Here is a 20942-nt window from a genome sequence, read left to right as displayed (position 1 = left end):
GGCCGCCTTGCGGGGGATCAAGCCCGCCGCGATTGCCAGATGTGAAGGAAGGTTCAGCGAGCGAAATGGCGATGAAAAGCCGGATACGTCCGCTCGACTGCCTCCAGTGCAGCGCGTCTACCGGACCGAAGTTGTACAGAACACCTTAGATGTCCCCTTCCGCGTGGGCGCATAACAACCGCCAACGACGCGCAAAGCCGATCGGAAACGTGTGAGTCATAGCTATGAAGAGTAGCATCTGGCCTTACGGCGAGCTATCGAGAACCTCAACGTTTTGCGACTTCCTTTCAGACATTCGCGCCTGTTTTTCATGCGGCGCTGAAATGAACGCCCATGTCCGTGCGATGACATTGCACGATGTCGGGGAGACCTGCATCGTATGCGCGGCGCTGGAGCGCCTTGCGATGCAGCTTGCGTCGGTGCGCATTGCGCGGCCTCGCGCTTTTTTATTCGGGAATGGCACTTGCTTTCACGCCGCGCCAAAGACTAGTGCCAAGAAATACGCGTGTCCGCTCGCGACTGTCTCTCACACAGTGCGCTGACTATCGCGCCGTTGTCAACGGAACATCAGCACGTATGACGCTCAGAAAAGCCGCAATATCGAACCCGTACGATTCGAGCAGCCGGTACAGCGTGACGCGCGAAATATCGAGTTCGCGCGCCGCATCCGCGACCCTTCCGCGATGGCGTATCAGAGCCCTTTCGACTGCCAGCTGTTCAGCGCGGCGACGCGCCTGATCGAGCGATACGGCACGCGTGCCCACATAGTGCGCAAGCCCCAGGTCGCTCGCCGTAATCACCGGATTGTCGAACAGCACGACAGCGCGCCACACGCGATTGCGCAATTCGCGGACATTGCCAGGCCAATCGTGCGCGCGCATCGCGCGGATCGCGTCGTCGGAGAAGCCACGAATCCGGCGACGCGAATCCGCGCGCAACTGATCGAGCAAATGCCGCGCCAATAGCTCGACGTCGGCACCCCGCGCGCGCAGCGGCGGCTCGTCGATTTGCAGCACGCTCAGCCGATGATAGAGATCTTCCCGGAATCGGCCGTCCAGCGTCGCCTGCTTCAGGTCCACATGGGTCGCGCAGACGATTCTCACGTCGACGTCGATCGAGCCCGTACAGCCCAACCGCTCGATGCTTTGTTCCTGCAAGAACCGCAAGAGGCTCGCCTGGCTTTTCATCGGCAGATCGGCGATCTCGTCGAGCAGGACGGTACCGCCGCTCGCCGCTTCGATGCGTCCCGTCTTACGTTCGTTCGCGCCAGTGAATGCGCCACGCTCGTAGCCGAACAGTTCGGACATGACGAGATGCTCGGGTATTGCGCCGCAGTTGATCGCGACAAACGGCGCATGCCGCCGCGCGGAATAGCGGTGAATCGAGAGCGCCGTCAGTTCCTTGCCCGTCCCCGACTCGCCCTGGATGAGCACGGGCGCGTTGCATATCGCAACCTTGCGGATCGTGCGAAAGAGCCGGAGCATCGCCTCGGACGAACCCACCATCTCGCCATCCGTCACCGTCCACGGATGAGCGGCCACCGGCTCCGCCAGCGAGCACATGCCGCGCGCGTGCCCTACCGCATGTCCGAGCTCGTCGGCTGTCGTAGGCAGCGTGATGTAGCTCATGCAGCGGCCCCGCACGAGCGAGCGGATCGCATTGTCTTCGAGTTGTTCGGGCCGCAACGCCGCAACCCAGCCCACATCGCGTGCGGCGATCACCTCAGTGAGCGCTTCCATGTCACGCGGAAACTTCATCGACGCAAAATCGATCAGTCCGCCCCCTCCTGCTTCAAGCCGTGTCCGATGTCTCGTTCGCGCGCCGACGTCGATCCTGTCGATTCTCCACCCGCTGTGCGGCAGCACCGCGTCGGGCAGCGCGCGGTTGCCACGGCAAACGTGATAGAGCTTTCTCGTCACCGCGTCCATATGAAGCCTCTCCGGCCGGACCGAACTAGAAAGGAAAACTGATCGCTTCGATAACAAAGAGAAATGCGCTGTAAAGGAAGTGTCGGCTAATGAAGCTGAAGAACGCCTTAAGATCTTTTTCTTATTCCGTGAAAGAAGGCGCTCTTGCGACTAAATCGCTTGAGAACTGTGCGGTAGACCGCATAACAAAGCGAGGATGCGCGCGCGAAGCGAGTCAGGAATGGAATACGGACGTCAATTCTACGTTGCTCGAATGCTTAAAGCCGCATTTCAATGAGCTTGATACCGATTGAATTGCGATCACCAGTTCGACGTGCCCATGCTGCGCGGCGTGAAACGCGTCAGGCCATCGTTCATCGGATCGAATGGTGCATCCGGCGAGCCCGGTCTCGGCTTCCTGGAATGCCCATCGAGGTTGGAGTTGGAGCGCGGCATCGGCGGCATGTAGAAGAATTGCCAGCCCGCATAGGTCTGCTGCCCTTCGAAGTCCTCGAACTGCCGGGGAAAACGCGAACGCTTGATTGGCGCGTCCGTCGAACTGCTGTGCAGGCCCGCTATCCGGCCGGCCTCGTACAGGTAGACCCAATCGTTCTGCCCGCTGACGGGATCGGCGTACGCGCGCCGCAGATGATGCAGCGGCTCGGGAAAGCGCGTGTCGTTGAGCAGATCGTCGATCGATGCGGGCAACGCACGTCCTACGCGGTAATAGCGCAGAATCGCGAGACGGTACTGGTTGCCGACGAACAGCAACTGCTGTTCGGTTTCCCGTTTGCGTTGAAACGACCATACGTCGAGCGCGCCCATCAGCGCGATGGAAAGCAGCATCAACGCTATCAGCAGTGTCAGCATCACGAGGCCGCGTTCGCGTGCGGCGTGCGATCTCGACGGACGTCCGCCGCGGCCGCGCGTTGCGACGAAGCTCACTGACCCGCTCCCGCCGCATCCGACGCCGCGCCCTGCGCGCTGCTTGCGGGCAGGATATCGTAGACGCCCGGCTTGCTGTCGTCCGGCGAAGCGACGACCGCCCACTTGTCGTCGCCGTTCACAGGATCGACGGGAATCGCGCGCAAATAATGGCGCGTAACAAGCTCGTCGAGCGTGTCCGGATACACGCCGTTGTCGCCGTAGTATTTGTCGATTGCATCGCGCATCACGGCGAGATTCTGCGCACGCACCTGCTCCTTGCCGCGATCGATGCTATGCATGTAGCGCGGCAGCGCGATGGTCAGCAAGAGGCCGATGATCGCCATCACGACGACGAGTTCTATCAGCGTGAAGCCGGCGCAAAGCCGGCGCATGGCGTTGCCTTTCATGATCGCGCTCACCACTGTCCACTCACCACTGTCGATAGGGAATGCCGTTGATGCCCACGCGATCCGACTTCGACGTGACATCGAACACGTCCTTGCCCGCCGTGCCGGGCGCGGACGGATCGGCGCCATCGGCACGCGCAGGCGGCTCGCCGAACGCGCGCACGTTCCAGGTGTCTTCGGGCGGCGCATCCGGCTCGCCCGTAAAGAAGGGATCGCGCGGCACGCGGCGCAGAAACATCAGCAGCCCGCCTTTGGGGTCCTTGACGTTCTTCACGCCATCGACGAGCACAGTGAGCGACGGCGGATAGCCCGACGCTTCCGCTTCCCGTTCGATCAGCCCCGTGTCGCTCGCTTCCTTGTATGCGTCGAGCGCAGTACGGATCTCACGCAATGCCGCGCTCAACTGCTGTTCTTTTTCGCGCTGCACGATCAGTTGAGAAAACGGCACGATGGCAAGCGCGAGGATGCCGGCAAGCGCGAGCGTGACCACGAGTTCGATCAGCGTGAAGCCGCGCTGCCCCGCTCGATGCGCGCGGCGCAAGCGGTCGGGACGCGTGACGCGAAACATCGTCTAGTACCCTCCGTTCTGTATCGAGCGCAGCGGGTTGTCGCTGGGCATGTCGCCAGGCGGCATCACGAGCATCGGTGGCGGCGCAGGCGCGGGCGGTGGCGGAGGCGCCCCCTGCACAGCGGGCGCGGCGTAAGCGCTCGACGGCGCGGCGTAAGCGTTCGACGGCGCGCCGGCATTGGCGTTCTCTCCGCCCGCCGGCGCCTCGCCCGCGCCCTGCCCGGCAGGCGGCGGCGCGCCTTCGTTGGCGGGCGGCGCGGCTCCGCCCGGCGCAGGCGGGGGCGGCGGGGGCAAGGTCGAATAGCGCCCGCCGTAAGGCTGCGGTGGCGGCGTCGTACGCGGCTGCACGGGCGGCTGGCCAAACGCGCTGGCGGGCGGCGACGTCTGCGGACGGTTCTGCGTGCTGCTGTGCGGCGTGGCGGCCGCACCTCCCGTCGTGCCCCCACCCACGCTGCCCGGCTTGCGGATCACGGGGCTCGGTGCAGGCGGCTCCAGTTCCGCGACGACGGGATCGAGCCGCAACTGGTCCGCGTGCACGTTGACGTCGGTGCCCGACCATACTTCCTGCGTATCCGCATCGGCGGCTGTCTGCGGACGCACGATATGCGGCGTGATCTGGAGCACGATCTCGGTTTTCACGTGATCGCCGTTGTGATTCGAGAACAACCGTCCGAGCACGGGCAACTGGCCGAGGCCGGGCACCTTGTCGGCTGTCTCCCGGTCCTGATCGGAAATCAGCCCGCCGAGAATCTGCGTTTCGCCGTCGCGCAAGCGGAGGCTCGTCGACGCATTGCGCGTGCCGATCTGATACGCGAGGGTCGTCAGCCCCGCCTGCGAGCTATCGCTCTGAATCACCTTCGTGATGTTGCTCACTTCGAGGTTCAGCTTGATGCCGACATCGCCGTCCCGATAGACCTGCGGCTCGACTTCGAGCTTGATGCCGACGTCGAGGTACTGAACCATCTGCGTATAGGACGGCCCGCTCGTGCTCGGCGTGCTCGAACTCGAGATCACGGGCACCTTGTCGCCGATCAGGATGCGCGCCTTTTCCTTGTTGCGCGCGCGGATGCGCGGACTGGCGAGCAGGTTCGCGTCGGTGTCGCTCAGCTTGAAGTTGGCCGTCGCGGACAGCCCGCTCACGTTCAGCGCGTTGATGGGCAAATGATGCAGCTCGCCCCATGTATTGGCCGTCGCGGGCGTCGCCATCGTGAACGTATTCGGCCATTCGATGCCGAGGTCGGTCATGCGGTCGTGCGAGACTTCGAGCACCTGCACTTCCATCATCACCTCGGGCTCGGGGATATCCTGCGCGGCGATCATCTCCTCGGCCACGCGGATCGTATCGGGCGTGCCGCGTATCGTGACGGTGTTCGCGCGCTCGTCGACGACGACTTCCTTGAGCTTGAGCAGGCTCTTGAGCAAGCCCTGAATCTGCTTCGCATCGACGTTCGACAGCTGGAACGTGCGCACCTTCAGCTCCTGATATTCGAGTTCTTTTGCAGGTGTCGCCGGATAGATGAAGAGCGTATTCGCGTTCAGCTGTTTCTTGTCGAGCTGGCTCTGCATCAGGATCATGTCGACGGTGTCCTGCAGCGTCGCGTTCGTCACGAAGATCGTCGTCTTCAGGTCGGCGCGCACGTCGCGGTCGAAAATCACATTGAGGCCCGTCGTTTTCGATAGCGCTTCGAACACCATGCGCACGTTGGCATCGCGGAACTGCAGCGTGACAGGCGTACGCATGATCGACGACGCGGCGATCTTCTCCTCCTTCAGCGCGCGCTGCTGATTGCGCTTGTCCTGAATCTCCTTGAGCATCTGCTGCGCCATCGGATTAGTCGGGTTCTGCGCGAGCACGCGATGCACGCGTTGTTCCGCGAGCGTGTACGAGCCGCGCTGCATCATGCGGTCGGCTTCCTGCAAGGCGGTGAGATCGCGCCGGTCGCGGTCGACCGCGGCACCGATCTTGCGGCCGCGCTCGCTCGTCGGATCGATCTGGTACGCCTGGCCGAGCTTCTGCGCGGCGAGGTCGTACTGGTAGCTCGCGCGATACGCTTCCGCGTCGTCGAGCAGCGCATTCACGCGAGCGTCGCGGTCGCGCAGATAGTCGATCTGCAATTGCGCGTTGGTGGGATCGCTCTGGCGCGTTGCGGGCTGCGTCACGCAGCCGCCCAGCGCCAGCACGGCCAGCGCGATGCACGCGGCCTGCCGCTTCACGTGAGGCACGCCTCGCGAACGGCGCGTGGGGGACGCTGGATCGGGCGGATAGCGCGTCGGCGAGCCGCTGTCCCCGTTGCGGCACCCATCGCGGCTGCATGCGGCTGTCATTGTTTTCCTTCCCCTGGTATGGAGATCACCTGCTTCTGATTGAGCGGCAGATAGGTCAGCACAATATCGCCGTCGGAAATCGACTCCACGCGATACTGTCCATCGACGATTTCGCCCTGCGACACGATCAGCAACTGGTCGCCGCTGCTCAGGAATACACGCGGCTTGAGCGTCGACCCATCCAGCTTGCCGAGGTACACATAAGGCACGGGCGGCGCGGTCGGCGGCGGCGGCGGCTCGGGCGGCGCCTGCACCACGGGAGGCGGCGGCGGCAGCCACGACGAGGCGGCAAACGGGTTGTTGCGCGATTCGAGCGACATGGGCTTGCGCAATGCCGCGAGTTTTTCGCTTGACGTATCCGCTGCATGCGATAGGGACGGCGCGGCCGTGCTCGCTGCGCTTGCCGTTTTTCCCGGCGCCTTCGCCCGGTGCGCTTTCGCCGCGTCGCGCGCGGACGATGAAGGCAGCATTGCCCCACGGCGTGCGGGATTCACGGCCGCCATCGCCGCCGAACCTTGCGACGCACGCCACTCCTTCACCGAGAGTGCGATCGTTGCGATCAGGCACAGGCCGAGCACGCCGCGGCGAACGAGGTTCGTGTTCATGGCCTCGCCGTCCCGTAGACGAGTTCGAACCGGACCCGCGCATCGAGGACGCTGCCGTCGACGGCGGGCCGTTCGACGTGTATCTCGCGCAATGCCGCGTTCGGCAGGTTGTTCAGCACCGCCGCAAGAAAACGTCGGATGGCGCCGTACTGATCCTTGACGGGCAGCAGCATCTGATAGCGGACGTATCGTCCGCCTGAGTCGGCGACGACGAGATATTCGGCGGAACCGACGGTCAGTTTGTTTTCGCTGGCACGCGCGAGTATCGCCGCAATGTCGTCCGCGCTATGAACAAAGCGCGGAAAGAGATCGGGCAGGGTCTCCAGCATCGCTGCGTCGGTGGATGCGCGCGCATCGCCGGCAACGTCCGGTTTCTTCGCGGCTCGCGCGGGGCTGACTTCATTCGACAGATCGCGCGTACCGGCCTGCATGCGCATCGCGCCATTCGCCACGACGGCCGCCGCGCACAGCAACACGACGCCCGCGAGTCCCGGCACGCCGAAGCGGCGCACCAGCTCGAAGCGCAAGGTCAGAAGGCGCTCGCGCACGGAATCGGCGGTCATGAGCGGCTCGTTCATGACCGGCTCCATACGGCCGTGATCTGAAACCGGACAGGCGTACCCGGAACGTTGGCTTCGATCTCGTGATCGTTGAGCACGGCCTCGCGCAGCAGCTTGCTCGATTGCAGGTAGCGCAGGTACGCGATCATCGCGTCGAAGTTCTTCGCTTCCGCCGTGATGCGTATCTGGCTCTGCACGGGATTGTGGTCGATGCCGATCAGCGCGACGTCGTGGTCCGGATAGTCTTCGAGGATCGACAGCAGGTCTTGCCACGGCACGGTCAGCTCGCGCAATACCGCGAGGGTCTGTTTTTCCGCATGCATCGCGGCGGGCGTGGCCTGCGCCCTGGCGTGATGTGTCTTGGCGAACAGCCGGTGCCGCGCTTCTTCGACCCGCTCCTGGACGCGACCGTTGTCGTCGTAGGCCTGCCACAGCAGCATGCCGCTCGCGAGCAACAGCACGACGGCAACGCCCAGCACGACGAGCCCCGCCGGCGCAAGTCGCGGCCGGTTGCGAGCGAAGTCGATGCGAAGCGGCTCGATCATTTCGCGTACTCCAGCAGACGGCACGCGAAGCTCGGGGCTGTCATGCGGCTTGCCTCGTTGCCCCTCTCATTGGCTGTGTCCGCAGCGGACGACACAAGCACGGTCACGCTCGCGAAGCCTGCCTCCAGCGACGCGTGATCGACATCGAAACCGTACAGGCCGAGCGCGCAGTCCTGGCGTCTCGCCTTCGACCCTTCCGCGCAATGCTCGAACGCCTGCTCCGCGAGCGCGGCGATCCGCGCGGGATCATCCGCGTCGCCATCGAAGAGACGCTGCGCGTCATAGCCGACCCAGTGGCCCGCTTCGATCAGCACGGCCTGCATCAGCGCATCGGCAGCGAAGACGAGCATCGCGTTTGCGCGAGGGACTTTGTTCAGCGTGCGATTGAGCATTTCCGGCAGGCACAGTTTCAGCGCCTCGACATCGACGCCCGCCGCCGTGCCCGTCGCGCGGATGCCATCGACCAGCGTGCGCGGCAACGCGCTCGCGAACACCGCGCGGCCTCCGCGTTGCACGCAGGCGCGCACGACGATCGCTTCGGCGTCGACGCCATACGTATCGACGAAATGCGCGCGCGCGACCTCGTCGATCTCACGCGTGCGCAGCGTGCGGAAGTCGCCGCGCAATATCGCGTGATTGCCCCAGAAGTCGTCGAGCACGATGTGCGCGCCACGGTTTCGCGAAGGCGCCTGCTTTGCGGGCGGCGCGGCGTCGCCGGATGACGGATCGAGCGCGGCGCGCAAGGCGTCGAAAACGCCCGTCTCCGTGAAGCGCTGCGCGTCGGGCATCAGCACGCTGCGCGGCTCGCTCGCCGGCGCCGTCTTGCGAAAACGCCCCCAATGCAACGATCGCGACGCGCGCGGACTCACAGCAATCTCGCGCGTGCCGATGCCGACGTTGACAGCCCTGCCGCGGGAATCATTCGACCATGGTGACACGGTTGATCTCCTCGAGCGTCGTCTCGCCCTTCTGCACGAGCTTCACGGCCGCGCCGCGCAGCGTCTTCATGCCCCGGCGGAATGCGGCTGCCTTGATCTGCGTGAGCGGCGCGCGCTCCGAGAGCAGCTGGCGAAGTTCATCGTCCATGCGCAGCGCCTCCGCGACGGCACGGCGCCCGCGATAGCCGCTGCCACGGCACGCGGCGCATCCCGTGCCGCGCCGGAACAGATAGCCGCCCGCCGAATCGGGATCGATGCCCGAGCGCGCGAGCGTGTCGGCATCGACGGTATCCTCGGTCACGCAATCGGGGCAGCACTGCCGCAACAGCCGCTGCGCAATCACGCCGTTGAGCGCCGACACGAAGCTGTACGGATCGACGTCCATGTTCGTGAAGCGGCCGATCACATCGAACACGTTGTTCGCGTGCACGGTCGTGAAGACCTGGTGGCCCGTCAACGCCGCCTGCACCGCGATCTGCGCCGTCTCCGGATCGCGGATTTCGCCGACCATGATCTTGTCGGGGTCGTGACGCAGAATCGAGCGAAGGCCGCGCGCAAAGGTCAGCCCTTTCGCCTCGTTGACGGGGATCTGCAGGATGTCGCCCAACTGGTACTCGACAGGGTCCTCGATGGTCACGATTTTTTCGAGGCCGTCGTTGATCTCCGTGAGGATCGCGTAGAGCGTCGTGGTCTTGCCGCTGCCCGTCGGTCCGGTCACGAGCAGCATGCCGTAAGGCATCGCGGCGACCGTGCGCATGAAGCGCGTGTCTTCGTGCTGAAATCCCAGCGCTTCGAGCGTGAGCCCACCCGATGCCTGCGAAAGCTGATAGCGGTCCAGAATGCGCAACACCGCGTCTTCGCCGAACTGGTTCGGCATGATCGACACGCGGAAGTCGATTTCGCGGCCCGCGTAGACGGCCTTGAAGCGCCCGTCCTGCGGCACGCGCCGCTCGGCGATATCGAGTTCGGAGATGACCTTCACGCGCGACAGCACCTGATCGGCGACATCTCGTCCTTCGGCGCGCCCGACCACCGTCAGCACGCCATCGACGCGGCATTTGATCATCAGCCCGTTGGCGCGGCATTCGAGGTGAATGTCGCTCGCCATCATCTTCAGCGCGTCGTAGATCGTCGAGTTGAGCAGACGCACGACGGCGCTGTCGTCGCTGCTGATGCCTTGCAGCGTCAACGCGAGCGACGCGGGATCGACGGCATGCTGGCTCGTCTGGTCGAGCGCGAGCGAGTCCATCGCACGCACGTCTTTCTCGCGCACCGCGAGCCACGCGGTAATATCGCCGACGCTCGCGAGCGCCCAGCGATAAGGCACCGTGGGCCGCGCGCGCATGCGCTGCTCGATGCTGCCGCGCGTGCGCCGGTCGAGCGGATCGGCGATCACGAACAGCAGGCCGTGGCGTGGTTCTGTATCACCTTCATCGGAATCGCGAAAGCAGATGCACAGACGCGTCGTCGCTTCGACGAACGGCACGATATCGAAGTCCGGCTGCATGCCGTTCAGTCTTTGCATCGTGACGGGCTGCATGTGACATTGCGCGGCGAGCCGCGCGAGCACTTCATCCTGGCTCGCCGCTGTTTGCGAGAGCAGATCCTCGATCGCGCGCACGCCCGAGCCATGCCGTTCGGCGAGCACGCGCAACGCGTCGCGCAGATCGACGCTGCCTGTGCCGTCGATTCCGTTCGCGATGCTCGCCGTGTCCATGACGCCCTCGCCTGCTATTGAACGCTCGACGCGATTTCGAAGATCGGCATGTACATCAGCACGACGATGCCGCCGATCACGACGCCGATGAAGATCATCATCGCGGGCTCGATCAGCCGCGAGATCAGATCGATTGCTCGTGCAACCTGAGCTTCCTGAAACGCGGCGATCCGGTCGAGCACGGGGCCGAGGCCGCCCGTCTTCTCCGCGACGGTCAGCAGCCGGTACGTGATCGCGTCGGCGAGCGACGCCTGCTGGAACGCGTCGGAGATCTTCGCGCCGTTGCGCACCTGATCGAGCGCGCGGCCGAGCGCCGCCTGATCGGAACGGCCAACGAGTCCCCTCGCCAGATCGAAAGCACGCACGGCGGGAATGCCGCCGTCGACGAGCATCGCCGTCGTGCGAAAGAACTGCGACTGGCGAAACACGCGGAAGTACTGGCCGATGCCGGGCAACGCGAGCATGCGATCGGCGATCCAGTCTCGCGTGGACGGACGACGCAGGATGATGGCGCCCGCGACCGTCAATACGGCGAGCGCGATCGCCAGCGTCTTGTCGTGCGCGTGAACCAGGCTGCCCCACGCGATCAGCAGCTGCGAAAGGAGCGGTAGCTCGCGCCCGCTATGTTCGAGCAGCGTCGCGAAGCGCGGAACGACGAAGCCCAGCAGGAAGAGCACGACGATAGCGCCCACAACGAGCAGCACCGTCGGATAGATCGCCGCCGATACCACGCGCGCGCGCAGTTCGTGCAGCATCGCGCTGTTGCGCGAATAGCGCGTGAGACTGTCCGCGAGACCGCCCGTCTGCTCGCTCGCCTTCACGCATGCGACGAGCACGGCGGGAAACACGTCGCTGGCCTGTTCGAGCGCCGCCGACAACGACTGTCCTTCTTCGAGACGCCGCAGCAATCCGCGATAGACGCCCGCCGAGCTTTCGCGCCGCTCGTTGCTCGCGAGGGTGCGCAGCGCATCGACGACACCGACGCCCGCCGACAGCAGCGCCGCGAGTTCGCGCGCGAAGAGTTCGACGTTGAACTTGCCGCGCACGAGCGCCGGCGCGCGCATGCGTAACTGCGTACCGCTGCGTTCGCCGCGCACCGACACGACTCTCAATCCTCGTGCGCGCGCGATCGCCGCCGCAGCCGCCGTCGAATCGCTTTCGACGCGCACTGTCTGCACCGCCCCGCTCGTATCGAAGACCCGCAGCACGTACTTCACGTCGCTTCTCCTCACATCGCCTTGCTCAGGCATGCTCAAGCGCCCCTTTTCCCTCTACCAGGAAATCACGTCCGAGTTCTCACCCGAGCCGCCCGGCTGGCCGTCCTTGCCATACGAATACAGGTCGTAGTCGCCGTGTTCGCCGGGCGCGCGGTACTGATAGGGACGGTCCCACGGGTCGGGCGGCACGGCCTTCTGCAGATAGGGGCCGCTCCAGTGCAGCGCGTCCTGCGGCTTCGTCATCAGCGCCTGCAAGCCTTCTTCCGTGGTCGGATAGGCGCCGACGTCGAGCCGGTATTGATCGAGCGCCTTGCCGAGCGATTCGATCTGGGCGCGCGCGATCTTCGTATTCGACTTGCCGACCTGCTCGAAGTAACGCGGCGCGACGAGGCCCGCCAGAAGACCGATGATGACCATGACCACGAGGAGTTCGAGCAGCGTGAAGCCACCTTCGCGTGCGGTCTGTGCGGCCTGTCGTGCACGCGCAGCACCAGGCTTGCCGCATGGGGACATGAACCGGATGTCGCTCACGTTGTTGTCCTCCCTATGACTGCCGCGCTTCGCGCGGCCAGGACGCCTGAGTGCATTCTTGTTCACGTCCGCATGCGCGCGAAGTAGGGAGACTCGTGCAAACGAATGGGTAAAGACCCTCCAGTTCCGGCCACCTCAGATGAAGTAGTTCAACCCATTGCCCGCCTCCTCGGGCAGCGCGAGCACGCCGAGTTCGAACGCCACGCGCACGAGTCCCGTCGCATTCGACACGCCGAGCTTGCGCATCAGACTCGCGCGATGTTTCTCGATGGTCTTGGGGCTCAGGCGCAGTTGCTCCCCCACTTCGCGATTGGTGCATCCCTCCGCGACGAGGCGCAGCACGGTGCGCTCGCGGCAGGTGAGCGCGCTCCAGGTCTGCGCGTGCTGCACGTTCGACGCGAGACCGCGCGGCTCGCCATGCCGCGCGCCATATTCGTCGAGGGTCGCGTTGGGCAGGCCGAGCATGACGACGCGCATCGCTTCGACGAGCTCGTCGAACGATGTGTCCTTGAGCACGTAGCCGTCGACGCCCGCTGCCAGCGCTTCGCGCATGTGCATGTCGCTCGCGTGGATGGTCAGCGCGATGATCCGTATCTGCGGCGCCTGTCGCTTGATGTCCGCGATCGCTTCGACGCCGCTCCTGCCGGGCATCGACAGATCCATCAGGATCAGATCAGGGAGCAGCGACATCGCGAGACTGCACGCCTCGACGCCGTCCCTCGCCTCGCCGGCGACGCTGTATTGCGGCAGCGCGCGGACCATCGAGCACAGTCCGCCGCGCAGCAGCGGCTGGTCTTCGGCAATCAGCACACGGTGGATCTTCTCCACGTTGCACCTCCGCACAGCGGGTTCACGAACCGTTGCTGCCGACCACCTCGTGATATGCGCTCAACAGCTCGTCGGGTGTCGCGAGGCCGTCGAGCCTCAGCCACGGCTTGCCCGGCGCGGCGCGGAAGAATGCAACGGCCGTGTGGTTCATCTTGTCGCCGCGATAGACGTTGAACGCGCGCTGCGCCGCGACGCTCGCTTCGACCGTGCCTGTGTAGTACTGCCATTGCGGACCTGCGCCGAAGCGCTCCGCGTAGGCCTTCAGCCGCGCGGGCGTGTCCTCTTCGGGATCGATGGAGATCGACACGATGTGAACCTTGTCGCGCTCGCTGCCCAGTTCGTTCTGCAATTGCTCCAAGGTCTGGCTGATCATCGGGCAGATCGTCGTGCATGACGTGTAGATGAAAGTCAGCACGACGGGGCGGCCGTCGTTCAGTTCGTCGACGAGCGACACGGCCTTGCCGTCGTCGCGCACGAGCGTGACGGGCGGCAACGTGTAGTCGGCCGTGGTGCGCGTCGTGCCCGGCGCCATGTCGTGATGATGAGCGTGCATCTCGTGTCCGTCCGTCATCGAGTGAAGCTTGTCGTTCGACGGGTCGTCGTGAGTGGGCATCGCCTCGGCGGGCGCCGTCGCGTCGTGCGCGGCGGGCATCGGCATGCTGTCCATCGGCATGTCGGCGGGCATTGCGTGGGCATGAGGCGCGGCGGCTTCTTCCGTCGTCGTGTCCCGCGCGGCCATGCCCGCCGACGCGGCCTCCTTCATCACCCGCTCTTTTGCCGTCATGCCTTGCATCGCGGCATTTTTCGACGCGCTGTCCTGCATCGTGTCATCGCGCCTGTTCTCGACGGCATCTGCAATGGCATCGTCGGCTTTGGCCTCGTCCATGTTCATTGAAGCGTCGCGATGTTGCGCCTCCATCTGCGCATCGGCCGCGGGCATCTGTTGCGCGTCGGCGCTCACCGCGACTTGCGCGGTCAGTCCCGCGCCCGTCAGGACGAGCGCGCCGATTACGAACTTGCGGGTGTTCATCGCAACCTCCTCTTCATGAAGCAACGGGCTGCGAACCAGGGCCCGGCGCGCAATTCGCCCTTGCTCGTTCAGTCTCGTCAATCGGGTTGGGAGCGTCATTGGATGAAGCTACCCAAAGCACGGTAGGAGACTTCCACCTGCGGGATGACCCGCCTTATGAGGGACGCTATCCCCCGTACGTATCGCAGCACGTGACCCGTTGCGGCGCGTGCGGCTCGCAGCCTACAATCCCCGAGCGGCTTGAAAGTTTTTCGGGTCAACCAGCCGGGAGCGCCCATGGATGCCACTACGCCGCCTGAACCGCCCGTGAAGCTGCGCGATCTGATCGATGCGATGCGCAAGCTGGGCAAAGCCATGCGCGACACCGAGCCGCAATCGGCGCACGTCAGCGACGCGCGCGGCGCGGCGCTCGCCGTGACGACATCGAGCGGCGCCATCGTCAGCATGAATCGCAGCGCGGCCGCGCTGCTCGGCTACACGGGCGCCGAACTCGCCGGCAAGCGCATCGCCGACATCGCGCACGAAGAGGACCGCGCGGATGTCGAACGGCAGCTATACGCCGTCGATGCAAATGAGCCCTTCCGCTCGTTCGACGTGACGCTCGCAGGCCGAACCGGCCATCGGATGCCGTTGCACGTGTATCAGCAGACGTTTGCGTCGGGCGATGCGGATGGACGTCTGCGCCTCTTGCTGTTCGTCGAGCCGCTGCCCGCGTATGGCGAAACGACGCCGCTCGAAGAAGCACTTAAGGATGCGTACAGGCGGTCGATCTGGCTCACGCGGGGCCAGCAGCGCGAACGCGAACGCCTCGCCGCCGAGCTTCACGACGGCATGGGCCAGGCGCTGACGCTGATCAAGCTGATGGTCGAGGATGCGCGCATGCGTCTGCGTCGCGGACAAGCCGACGATGCCGCGCAACTGCTCGATGCAGCGGTGCTGCAGATACGCGACACGATCGGCGAAATGCGGCAGATATGCGGGGAATTGCGGCCGCTCGCGCTGGAACGTCTGGGGCTGCCCGCTGCACTGAGCACGCTTTGCCGGCGTGTCGAGCAAAGCGTCGAGACATTGCGCGTCGTGCTTTCGTGCGGCGTCGAGGATAGTGAAATCCCCGAGCATCTGAAGGCAGACATCTTTCGCATCGTCCAGGAAGCGCTCAACAACATCGTCAAGCATGCAGCCGCTTCGGAGATCCGCATCGAATTGCAGCGCGAAGCCGCGCATCTGCTTCTATCGATACGCGACGACGGCGCCGGCTACGACACACATCCCCTTCGCCCCGACGACGCCAGTTCGAATGGGCTCGGCCTGATCGGCATGCAGCATCGCGTGGAAGCGCAAGGCGGCGCATTCACGATGAACGCATGCGATGACGGCGGCACCGAAGTGTCCGCGCGCTGGCGTCTTTAGCGCTACGTCTTTACGTCTTCACGCGTTGCTTGCGGTACTGTCGACGCGTAGCAGGCGGACAGCACTAGCCCGCCGCCGTACCGCTCAGACGCGGCATCGCGCCGTTCTGCGCATCGCCCGTTTCCTCGTCGGCCTGCGCGCCCGCAACGCGCAGGTGATACAGCTTGTCGTCCGTCTCCGGCTCCGCGCATTTCGATGCGAGCGACGTCAGCAGTCCCATGCTGATCGCTGCGAGCACCAGTTCCGTGACGTTCTCGATGGCGAGCTTGTGCATCACGCTCGCGCGGTATTTCTCGATCGTCTTCGGACTCAGATTCAGATACTGGCCCACCTGCCTGTTGGTCCGCCCTTCCGCAATCAGCTTCAACACGCTGCGCTCGCGTGCCGTCAGCAGGTCCCACGCCTTCTTCGGCGAGGCGATCTCGCGTCCCGTCACGAACGAGTCGACCATGAAGCCATAGACGTCGGCGCTTAAATGCTTCTTGCCGTGCATCACGGTACGCATCGCGAAGAGCAATTCGTCGAACGACACGTCCTTCAGCACATAGCCGTCGACACCGGCGCGCAACGCTTCGCGCACATACTCCTCGCTCTGATGCACCGTCAATGCGATGATGCGCACGAGTGGCGAACGCCGTTTGATGGCCGCCGTCGCATCGATGCCGTTCATGCCGCGCATCGACAGATCCATCAGGATCAGGTCGGGCGCAAGCGTCATGGCGAGCTGACATGCTTCCTTCCCGTCGCGCGCCTCGCCTATCACTTCGTATTCGCCCTGCGCCGATAGCATCGAACGCAGTCCATTGCGCAGCAGGTCGTGGTCCTCTGCGATGATCACCCGATGTTTGATATTCACGTTCGGCTCCTCGGTTTCCGAAGTGTGCGGGCTATGGAGCAGCGAGCACAAAATTCTTCTTCTTTCTATTGTTACTTTCGTGAACATTACTCATATATTTCGCATACCTGACATCGCGCGCCCAAGCCCGGTCCAGGCCCGCGTTTGGCTCTTAAACAGCAAGCTTCTTGCCAAGTTTGCGCGGCCTGCCCCGGTGTCGGGTTGTTTAAGAAGCGTCAAATACCGGTAAAAACTGCCCTCAAAAACGTTTCATTTCTGATTCGTTCCTCCCGATTTCAAAGCTCCGTAATAATCGGCCAAAAGAGAAAACCGATGCCAAAGCGCGGGGCGTTTGGCAGAAATCACCCATGCCGGTTCGAGCCGCCTGACTTGCTTCCCATGCTCGCATCCACTCGCCGGTACGCCGGCAAAACAACCCTCCGCCAAACCTCGCCCATCTGTAACGTTTCTGTACAGTGGGTGAAAGCCCTCCGCTTGCGCGTCCGAAAAAGGGGGACTCGCCCCATTGCTGCCCGCTGGACCGCGCAACACAATCAGAGCACCAGCGGAGAACGATCATGCGCGGGCATGCAGCGACACGACCAGCACACCCGGCGTCCGCGCCATCCGTCGCAGTCTGGGTTGTGTTCTTCGCACTCGCGCAGCCTGCGCACGCCGACATCTTCGGCAAGGTCGACAAAACGGGCGCCGTCGTGCTGACCGATACGCCCGGCAAGGCGGGCATGTCGCTGATCGTCGCCGCGCCTGCATCCGCGAGCGGCGGGAAAGAGCGAGGCGGCACTTCATCCTCTCGCGTCGACGGCACGCAGTTCGAAACCGTGATCGCGGAGGCAAGCGAGACTTTCCACGTGCAGCCCGAGTTGTTGCGCGCGGTCATCGACGTGGAATCGCGCTACAACCCGCGCGCCGTTTCCGATAAAGGCGCGCTGGGCCTCATGCAGCTGATGCCCGATACCGCGCGCCGCTTCTCCGACGGCGACATGTTCAACCCGCGCGACAACGTGCTCGCAGGCGCACGTTATCTGCGCTTCCTGCTCGATCTGTTCAAGAACGACATGGAGCTGGCGCTCGCCGCGTACAACGCCGGAGAAAACGCGGTGATACGCGCCGGTTATCGGATTCCGTTGATTCCCGAAACGCGCGCCTACGTGCCGCGCGTGCTCGAGAAATACCGGCGGATGCTGCCTGCCAGCAGTTGACTGCAAACCGCGACGGCCGCATGCGACGCGGGAAGGCTATGGCACGATCCAGTCGCTATCCGCGACGACGTGCAGCGGGACGGCTTGCGCGAAGCGCACGATATACCCGCCTTTCGATGCGAAGCGCTGGCCGGGCGCGAGCGTCAGGCGCGGATAGTAGCCGGTGAGAATGCGATGCTCCAGCATGTCGTCGATGCGTTCGACGAGATAGTCCCGCACGAAAGCATCGACCATATGGCTCAATGTTTCCGCGAGGAGCCCGCACGCGAGATAGGTGTCGGCCTGCACGCGTTCATCGACGACGGGAATGTGCCGTATCGCGAACCAGCCGAATGCATAGTCGACGCGCACACGCCGGCCTTGCGGCAGATCGACGGGGTACGCGACGCGCACGCTGTCGCGCCAGCGCGAAGGCAACGGCGCGCTGTCGAGCCCGCCCATCAGCCCGGACAAGTACACGGCCGTCGAAGCGGGCGGCGCATCGCCGAGCGCGGCGATGTCGGGTGGCCTGAGCCATAGCACGAGCGCGCCCGCATGTGCCGCGCCGTGCAGCGCCGTCGCGACGCGCGCATTGGCGGGCAGCGCGCGATTCTCGACGGCAACGCCCTGCTTCCTGAGATCCGCAGCGAGCGCCTGGGCCGCCGCCTCGCCGCTGTCGCCCGCCCGATAGACCTGGATCACCGTCTTGACGGGGCGCGCGGATGAGGGGCCCACAGGCTCGCGTATTCGCTTCGCGATCAGCTCCGCTTCGAGCAGCACGCCGCGCGAGAAATACATCGAATAGAAGTCGTGCTCGCTTTCGACGGGCACTTCGACATTCGGAAACAGACACGGCACCTGTTCGCGCTCGCAGAAGTCGTGAACGGGCGCCCAGTTCCTGCCGCCCAGGCCCGACAGCACGGCGAACACCGGCTGCCGCGCAAGATGCTCGCGCAATTGCGCCTGCCATGTGTCCGGCGCGCCATGCAGTTCCCACACGTGCAGTTCCCAACGGCGGTTCACCATGAACATCATCTTGCGCGACGAGCGCAACGCGGGCGTCGCGCCGAGCGGCGCCGCGTTCTTGTCGGCGAAATAATGTTGAAGGACATCGAGCATCCCGCGCCGCTTCACAGGGTCGGCGTCGGGCGTAATGATCGTCGCGAAGTGCAGCACGGTGTCCGTCACACCGGGCGCTCTGCGCCTGTCGAGTGTCTTCAGGTAATCGATCAGCGCACGCATGTCCGCGTCATTGAGCGCGAATTGCGGCATCAGATAACCGAGCGGCTTGCTTTCGGAATCGATGCCTTCGCGGATCGCGCGCGCGAGCGTCGCTTCCGTATAAGGCGCGCGGCTGGTGCGCATGCCGTCGATGAACGGTATCGTGAGTTCGTCCGGGCTCTGCGCGGGTGGATGAAACAGATACTGCGCGGCGATGGGCGGGATCGTCGTGTTGCCTTCCTTCGAGCCGAGCCCGCTGCGCCGATGGCAATTCACGCACGCCGCCGCCGCGCCCCGCATCGCGACTTGCCCCTGATGCGTCGCCTCGACAGGTTGGCCATCGCCTGCGATGCCGTCGCGAAAGATCGCTTCGCCGACATCGATGGGCGGCGCGCTGCGAGCGTGATGCGCGCACATCAGCAAGCCGGCGGCAAGCGCGCTCGATAACAGCAGACGCAGCAGGCGCCCCGGCAACGCATCCGCTCTCGCGATGAGACCGCGCGCCATGGCTAAGGCACGCGACGCAGCGCCGGCATGCCGCTCACGCCCACGGCCACCGATGCGCGCCGCCCCGGCAACGCGGGCTTGATGAACATCGCGTCCTCGAGCGGCGGATTCACCGAGACCCGCTCGAGCACGAGCCTGTCCTTTTTCGCCGCGCCCGTCACGCCGCTTTCGATCACGAACGGCACTTGCAAGCCATCGACTTCGCGATAATCGCGATACGTCACTTCGATCGTGACAGGCGTGCGCGAAAGGCTCGGCGCTTCGCGATCGTATTTGATGTCGAGAAACGATGCGGCATCGACCCACACATGCCGATGCGCGCCCGAAGGCAAGGTCACGGCAAGCCGGTAAGCGTTCTTCCCTTCGACGGCTTCCATGCCGTCGAGCGCCACCGCAATGCCCTTCGCCGTGTGATCGAGCAACGGCCCGTCGATCACCTGCTCGTCGCGCGCATAGCGGATTTCCGCAGGCGTATAAGGCTGCACATCCGGCGCGCCGCCTGACGACGGCCGTATCTTCCAGCCTTCCTTGCCGTCGAATATGCGCACGATCCGCTGGTTCATCGCAGTGATCTCGAAGCGCGTGCTGCTCGGCCGCCGCATCGCCAGCATGAAGGGCGCGTTCGGATTCGGCGCATTCGCGCTTTCGACATGTCCCATCCAGATCATCGTGCGGACCTTGCGCCAGGCTTCGTCGCCGCCGCGCGCGGCCGCGTTCTTCGCGATGATCTCGTCGACCGTGAGCAACCGCTCGGCGGCGGGCATCTGCGCCCATGCGAGCGCGGACACACAGCCCGCCAGCAGCCATGACGTGAAGCGTTTCATGATCGGCCCCCCTCGAACGCGCGATGTCATCTGCCCGCGACCTTCGCGGGCGCGGACTGCGGCTGCGCGGGCAACTGCGGCTTCGCGAAGAGCGCATCGTCGGCGGGCTGGTTCACGGTGACGCGCTCGATCGTCATCTGATGCTTCTGCTTCACGCCCGTCACCTGCGTCTCGACCAGATGCGGCACCATCAGTCCGTTCTCGCGACGGTAGTCGCGGTAGTAGACGGAAACCGCGTGCATCCGGCCGTCGAGCTTGCGCGGATCGCCTTCGATCTTCGACTCCAGATAGCTCGACGCGTCGATCCACACATGCCGTTGCGCGTGATCTTTCGTCGTCAGCAGAAGCTTGTATGCACGGTGCCCTTCGACGGTATCCATGCCCTGCAACGCGACCTGGCTGCCCTTCGCCGCATAGTCGATCAACGGGCCGTCGAGGTCCGCTGTTTCCGCCGCCGATTTCGCTTCAGCAGGCGTATAAGGCTCCGCGACATTGCGGCCGAGGAACGGCCGTACCTTCCACCCCTGCACGCCGTCGTAGACCTGGAACGCGACCTGGTTGTCGAAGTTCAGCTCGAAGCGGCTCTTGTGAGGCCGCTTCATCGTCATGACGAACGGCAGCTTGACGGGCTTCTTGCCGCCGACGTCGATCTGTCCGCTCATCGTCATCGTGCCGACGGCGCGCCACGCCTGCAAACCGCCGCGCGCGGCCACGTTGCGCTCGACGACCTGCGCCGCGCTCATGCCGCCGCCACCCGCCGCCAGCGCGACGTGCGAGACCGCGCTCGCCGTTATCGCTCCCGTCGTGCAAACCGCCATCAGAATGCCCCGAGTCATGTCGA

21 protein-coding genes are annotated in these 20942 nt (G+C 64.6%); 3 read left to right on the top strand and 18 right to left on the bottom strand.

Annotation, left to right across the window (positions count from 1 at the left end):
* Nucleotides 1-542: 542 nt before the first annotated feature.
* Nucleotides 543-1928 (bottom strand): sigma-54 dependent transcriptional regulator, encoded by a 1386-nt coding sequence (locus AB4Y32_RS37140; RefSeq protein WP_368726047.1) that lies wholly within the window; start codon nt 1926-1928, stop codon nt 543-545.
* Nucleotides 1929-2017: 89 nt separating this feature from the next.
* Between AB4Y32_RS37140 and AB4Y32_RS37135 the strand changes: the two genes are divergently transcribed.
* Nucleotides 2018-2221, top strand: a complete 204-nt coding sequence (locus AB4Y32_RS37135) for a hypothetical protein (protein WP_368726046.1) — start codon at nt 2018-2020, stop codon at nt 2219-2221.
* Nucleotides 2222-2228: 7 nt separating this feature from the next.
* On the opposite strand, the gene AB4Y32_RS37130 is transcribed toward AB4Y32_RS37135, so the two are convergent.
* The 13 genes from AB4Y32_RS37130 to AB4Y32_RS40795 form a co-directional block, all read right to left on the bottom strand.
* Nucleotides 2229-2777, bottom strand: a complete 549-nt coding sequence (locus tag AB4Y32_RS37130) for a type II secretion system protein (protein ID WP_368726059.1) — start codon at nt 2775-2777, stop codon at nt 2229-2231.
* A gap of 71 nt (nt 2778-2848) precedes the next feature.
* Nucleotides 2849-3241 carry a type II secretion system protein gene (locus AB4Y32_RS37125; protein WP_368726045.1) on the bottom strand — a complete coding sequence of 131 codons (393 nt, stop codon included), beginning with the start codon at nt 3239-3241 and terminating at the stop codon, nt 2849-2851.
* A 22-nt stretch (nt 3242-3263) separates the two neighbouring features.
* Complete coding sequence (locus AB4Y32_RS37120) at nt 3264-3809, bottom strand: type II secretion system protein (protein ID WP_368726044.1); 546 nt, start codon at nt 3807-3809, stop codon at nt 3264-3266.
* Between the two features lie 3 nt (nt 3810-3812).
* The gene (locus tag AB4Y32_RS37115; protein ID WP_439899894.1) at nt 3813-6032 is read right to left on the bottom strand and encodes a secretin N-terminal domain-containing protein; all 2220 of its coding nucleotides are present in this window, start codon (nt 6030-6032) and stop codon (nt 3813-3815) included.
* A gap of 98 nt (nt 6033-6130) precedes the next feature.
* The gene (locus tag AB4Y32_RS37110; RefSeq protein WP_368726042.1) at nt 6131-6739 is read right to left on the bottom strand and encodes a hypothetical protein; all 609 of its coding nucleotides are present in this window, start codon (nt 6737-6739) and stop codon (nt 6131-6133) included.
* On the bottom strand, nt 6736-7302 hold the full coding sequence (locus AB4Y32_RS37105; protein WP_368726058.1) for a hypothetical protein: 567 nt from the start codon (nt 7300-7302) through the stop codon (nt 6736-6738). Before AB4Y32_RS37105 ends, AB4Y32_RS37110 begins: the two co-directional genes overlap by 4 nt.
* An 11-nt stretch (nt 7303-7313) precedes the next feature.
* Entirely contained in the window at nt 7314-7844 is a 531-nt protein-coding gene (locus tag AB4Y32_RS37100; protein ID WP_368726041.1) for a hypothetical protein, read from the bottom strand.
* The gene (locus tag AB4Y32_RS37095; RefSeq protein WP_368726040.1) at nt 7841-8782 is read right to left on the bottom strand and encodes a hypothetical protein; all 942 of its coding nucleotides are present in this window, start codon (nt 8780-8782) and stop codon (nt 7841-7843) included. Before AB4Y32_RS37095 ends, AB4Y32_RS37100 begins: the two co-directional genes overlap by 4 nt.
* Nucleotides 8763-10499: a GspE/PulE family protein gene (locus AB4Y32_RS37090; RefSeq protein ID WP_368726039.1), complete on the bottom strand. Its 1737-nt coding sequence runs from the start codon at nt 10497-10499 to the stop codon at nt 8763-8765. Before AB4Y32_RS37090 ends, AB4Y32_RS37095 begins: the two co-directional genes overlap by 20 nt.
* Nucleotides 10500-10513: 14 nt before the next feature.
* A complete protein-coding gene (locus tag AB4Y32_RS37085) occupies nt 10514-11716 on the bottom strand; it encodes a type II secretion system F family protein (protein WP_368726038.1) in 1203 nt (400 codons plus the stop codon).
* Between the two features lie 54 nt (nt 11717-11770).
* A complete protein-coding gene (gene gspG / locus AB4Y32_RS37080) occupies nt 11771-12229 on the bottom strand; it encodes a type II secretion system major pseudopilin GspG (protein ID WP_439899893.1) in 459 nt (152 codons plus the stop codon).
* 153 nt (nt 12230-12382) lie between these two features.
* A complete protein-coding gene (locus tag AB4Y32_RS37075) occupies nt 12383-13075 on the bottom strand; it encodes a response regulator (protein ID WP_368726036.1) in 693 nt (230 codons plus the stop codon).
* A 22-nt stretch (nt 13076-13097) separates the two neighbouring features.
* Entirely contained in the window at nt 13098-14105 is a 1008-nt protein-coding gene (locus AB4Y32_RS40795; RefSeq protein ID WP_439899892.1) for an SCO family protein, read from the bottom strand.
* 276 nt (nt 14106-14381) lie between these two features.
* Between AB4Y32_RS40795 and AB4Y32_RS37065 the strand changes: the two genes are divergently transcribed.
* On the top strand, nt 14382-15515 hold the full coding sequence (locus tag AB4Y32_RS37065) for a sensor histidine kinase (protein WP_368726035.1): 1134 nt from the start codon (nt 14382-14384) through the stop codon (nt 15513-15515).
* Nucleotides 15516-15579: 64 nt separating this feature from the next.
* Here the strand turns inward: AB4Y32_RS37065 and AB4Y32_RS37060 are convergent, their stop codons facing one another.
* Entirely contained in the window at nt 15580-16371 is a 792-nt protein-coding gene (locus AB4Y32_RS37060; RefSeq protein WP_368726034.1) for a response regulator, read from the bottom strand.
* Nucleotides 16372-16928: 557 nt separating this feature from the next.
* On the opposite strand from AB4Y32_RS37060, the gene AB4Y32_RS37055 reads away from it, so the two are divergent.
* The gene (locus tag AB4Y32_RS37055) at nt 16929-17570 is read left to right on the top strand and encodes a lytic transglycosylase domain-containing protein (RefSeq protein ID WP_368726033.1); all 642 of its coding nucleotides are present in this window, start codon (nt 16929-16931) and stop codon (nt 17568-17570) included.
* A gap of 36 nt (nt 17571-17606) precedes the next feature.
* Here the strand turns inward: AB4Y32_RS37055 and AB4Y32_RS37050 are convergent, their stop codons facing one another.
* From AB4Y32_RS37050 to AB4Y32_RS37040, 3 genes are read right to left on the bottom strand one after another with little or no spacing between them, the layout of a single operon-like run.
* Nucleotides 17607-19277 carry a c-type cytochrome gene (locus AB4Y32_RS37050; RefSeq protein WP_439899891.1) on the bottom strand — a complete coding sequence of 557 codons (1671 nt, stop codon included), beginning with the start codon at nt 19275-19277 and terminating at the stop codon, nt 17607-17609.
* A gap of 2 nt (nt 19278-19279) precedes the next feature.
* Nucleotides 19280-20101, bottom strand: coding sequence for a hypothetical protein (locus AB4Y32_RS37045; RefSeq protein ID WP_368726032.1), 822 nt, complete (start codon nt 20099-20101; stop codon nt 19280-19282).
* A gap of 26 nt (nt 20102-20127) precedes the next feature.
* Nucleotides 20128-20937 (bottom strand): outer membrane lipoprotein-sorting protein, encoded by an 810-nt coding sequence (locus AB4Y32_RS37040; protein ID WP_368726031.1) that lies wholly within the window; start codon nt 20935-20937, stop codon nt 20128-20130.
* Nucleotides 20938-20942: the final 5 nt, after the last annotated feature.

The organism is Paraburkholderia phymatum (assembly GCF_040965635.1).
GTDB lineage: Bacteria > Pseudomonadota > Gammaproteobacteria > Burkholderiales > Burkholderiaceae > Paraburkholderia > Paraburkholderia phymatum_B.
This window is presented reverse-complemented; position numbering and strand designations above follow the sequence as displayed.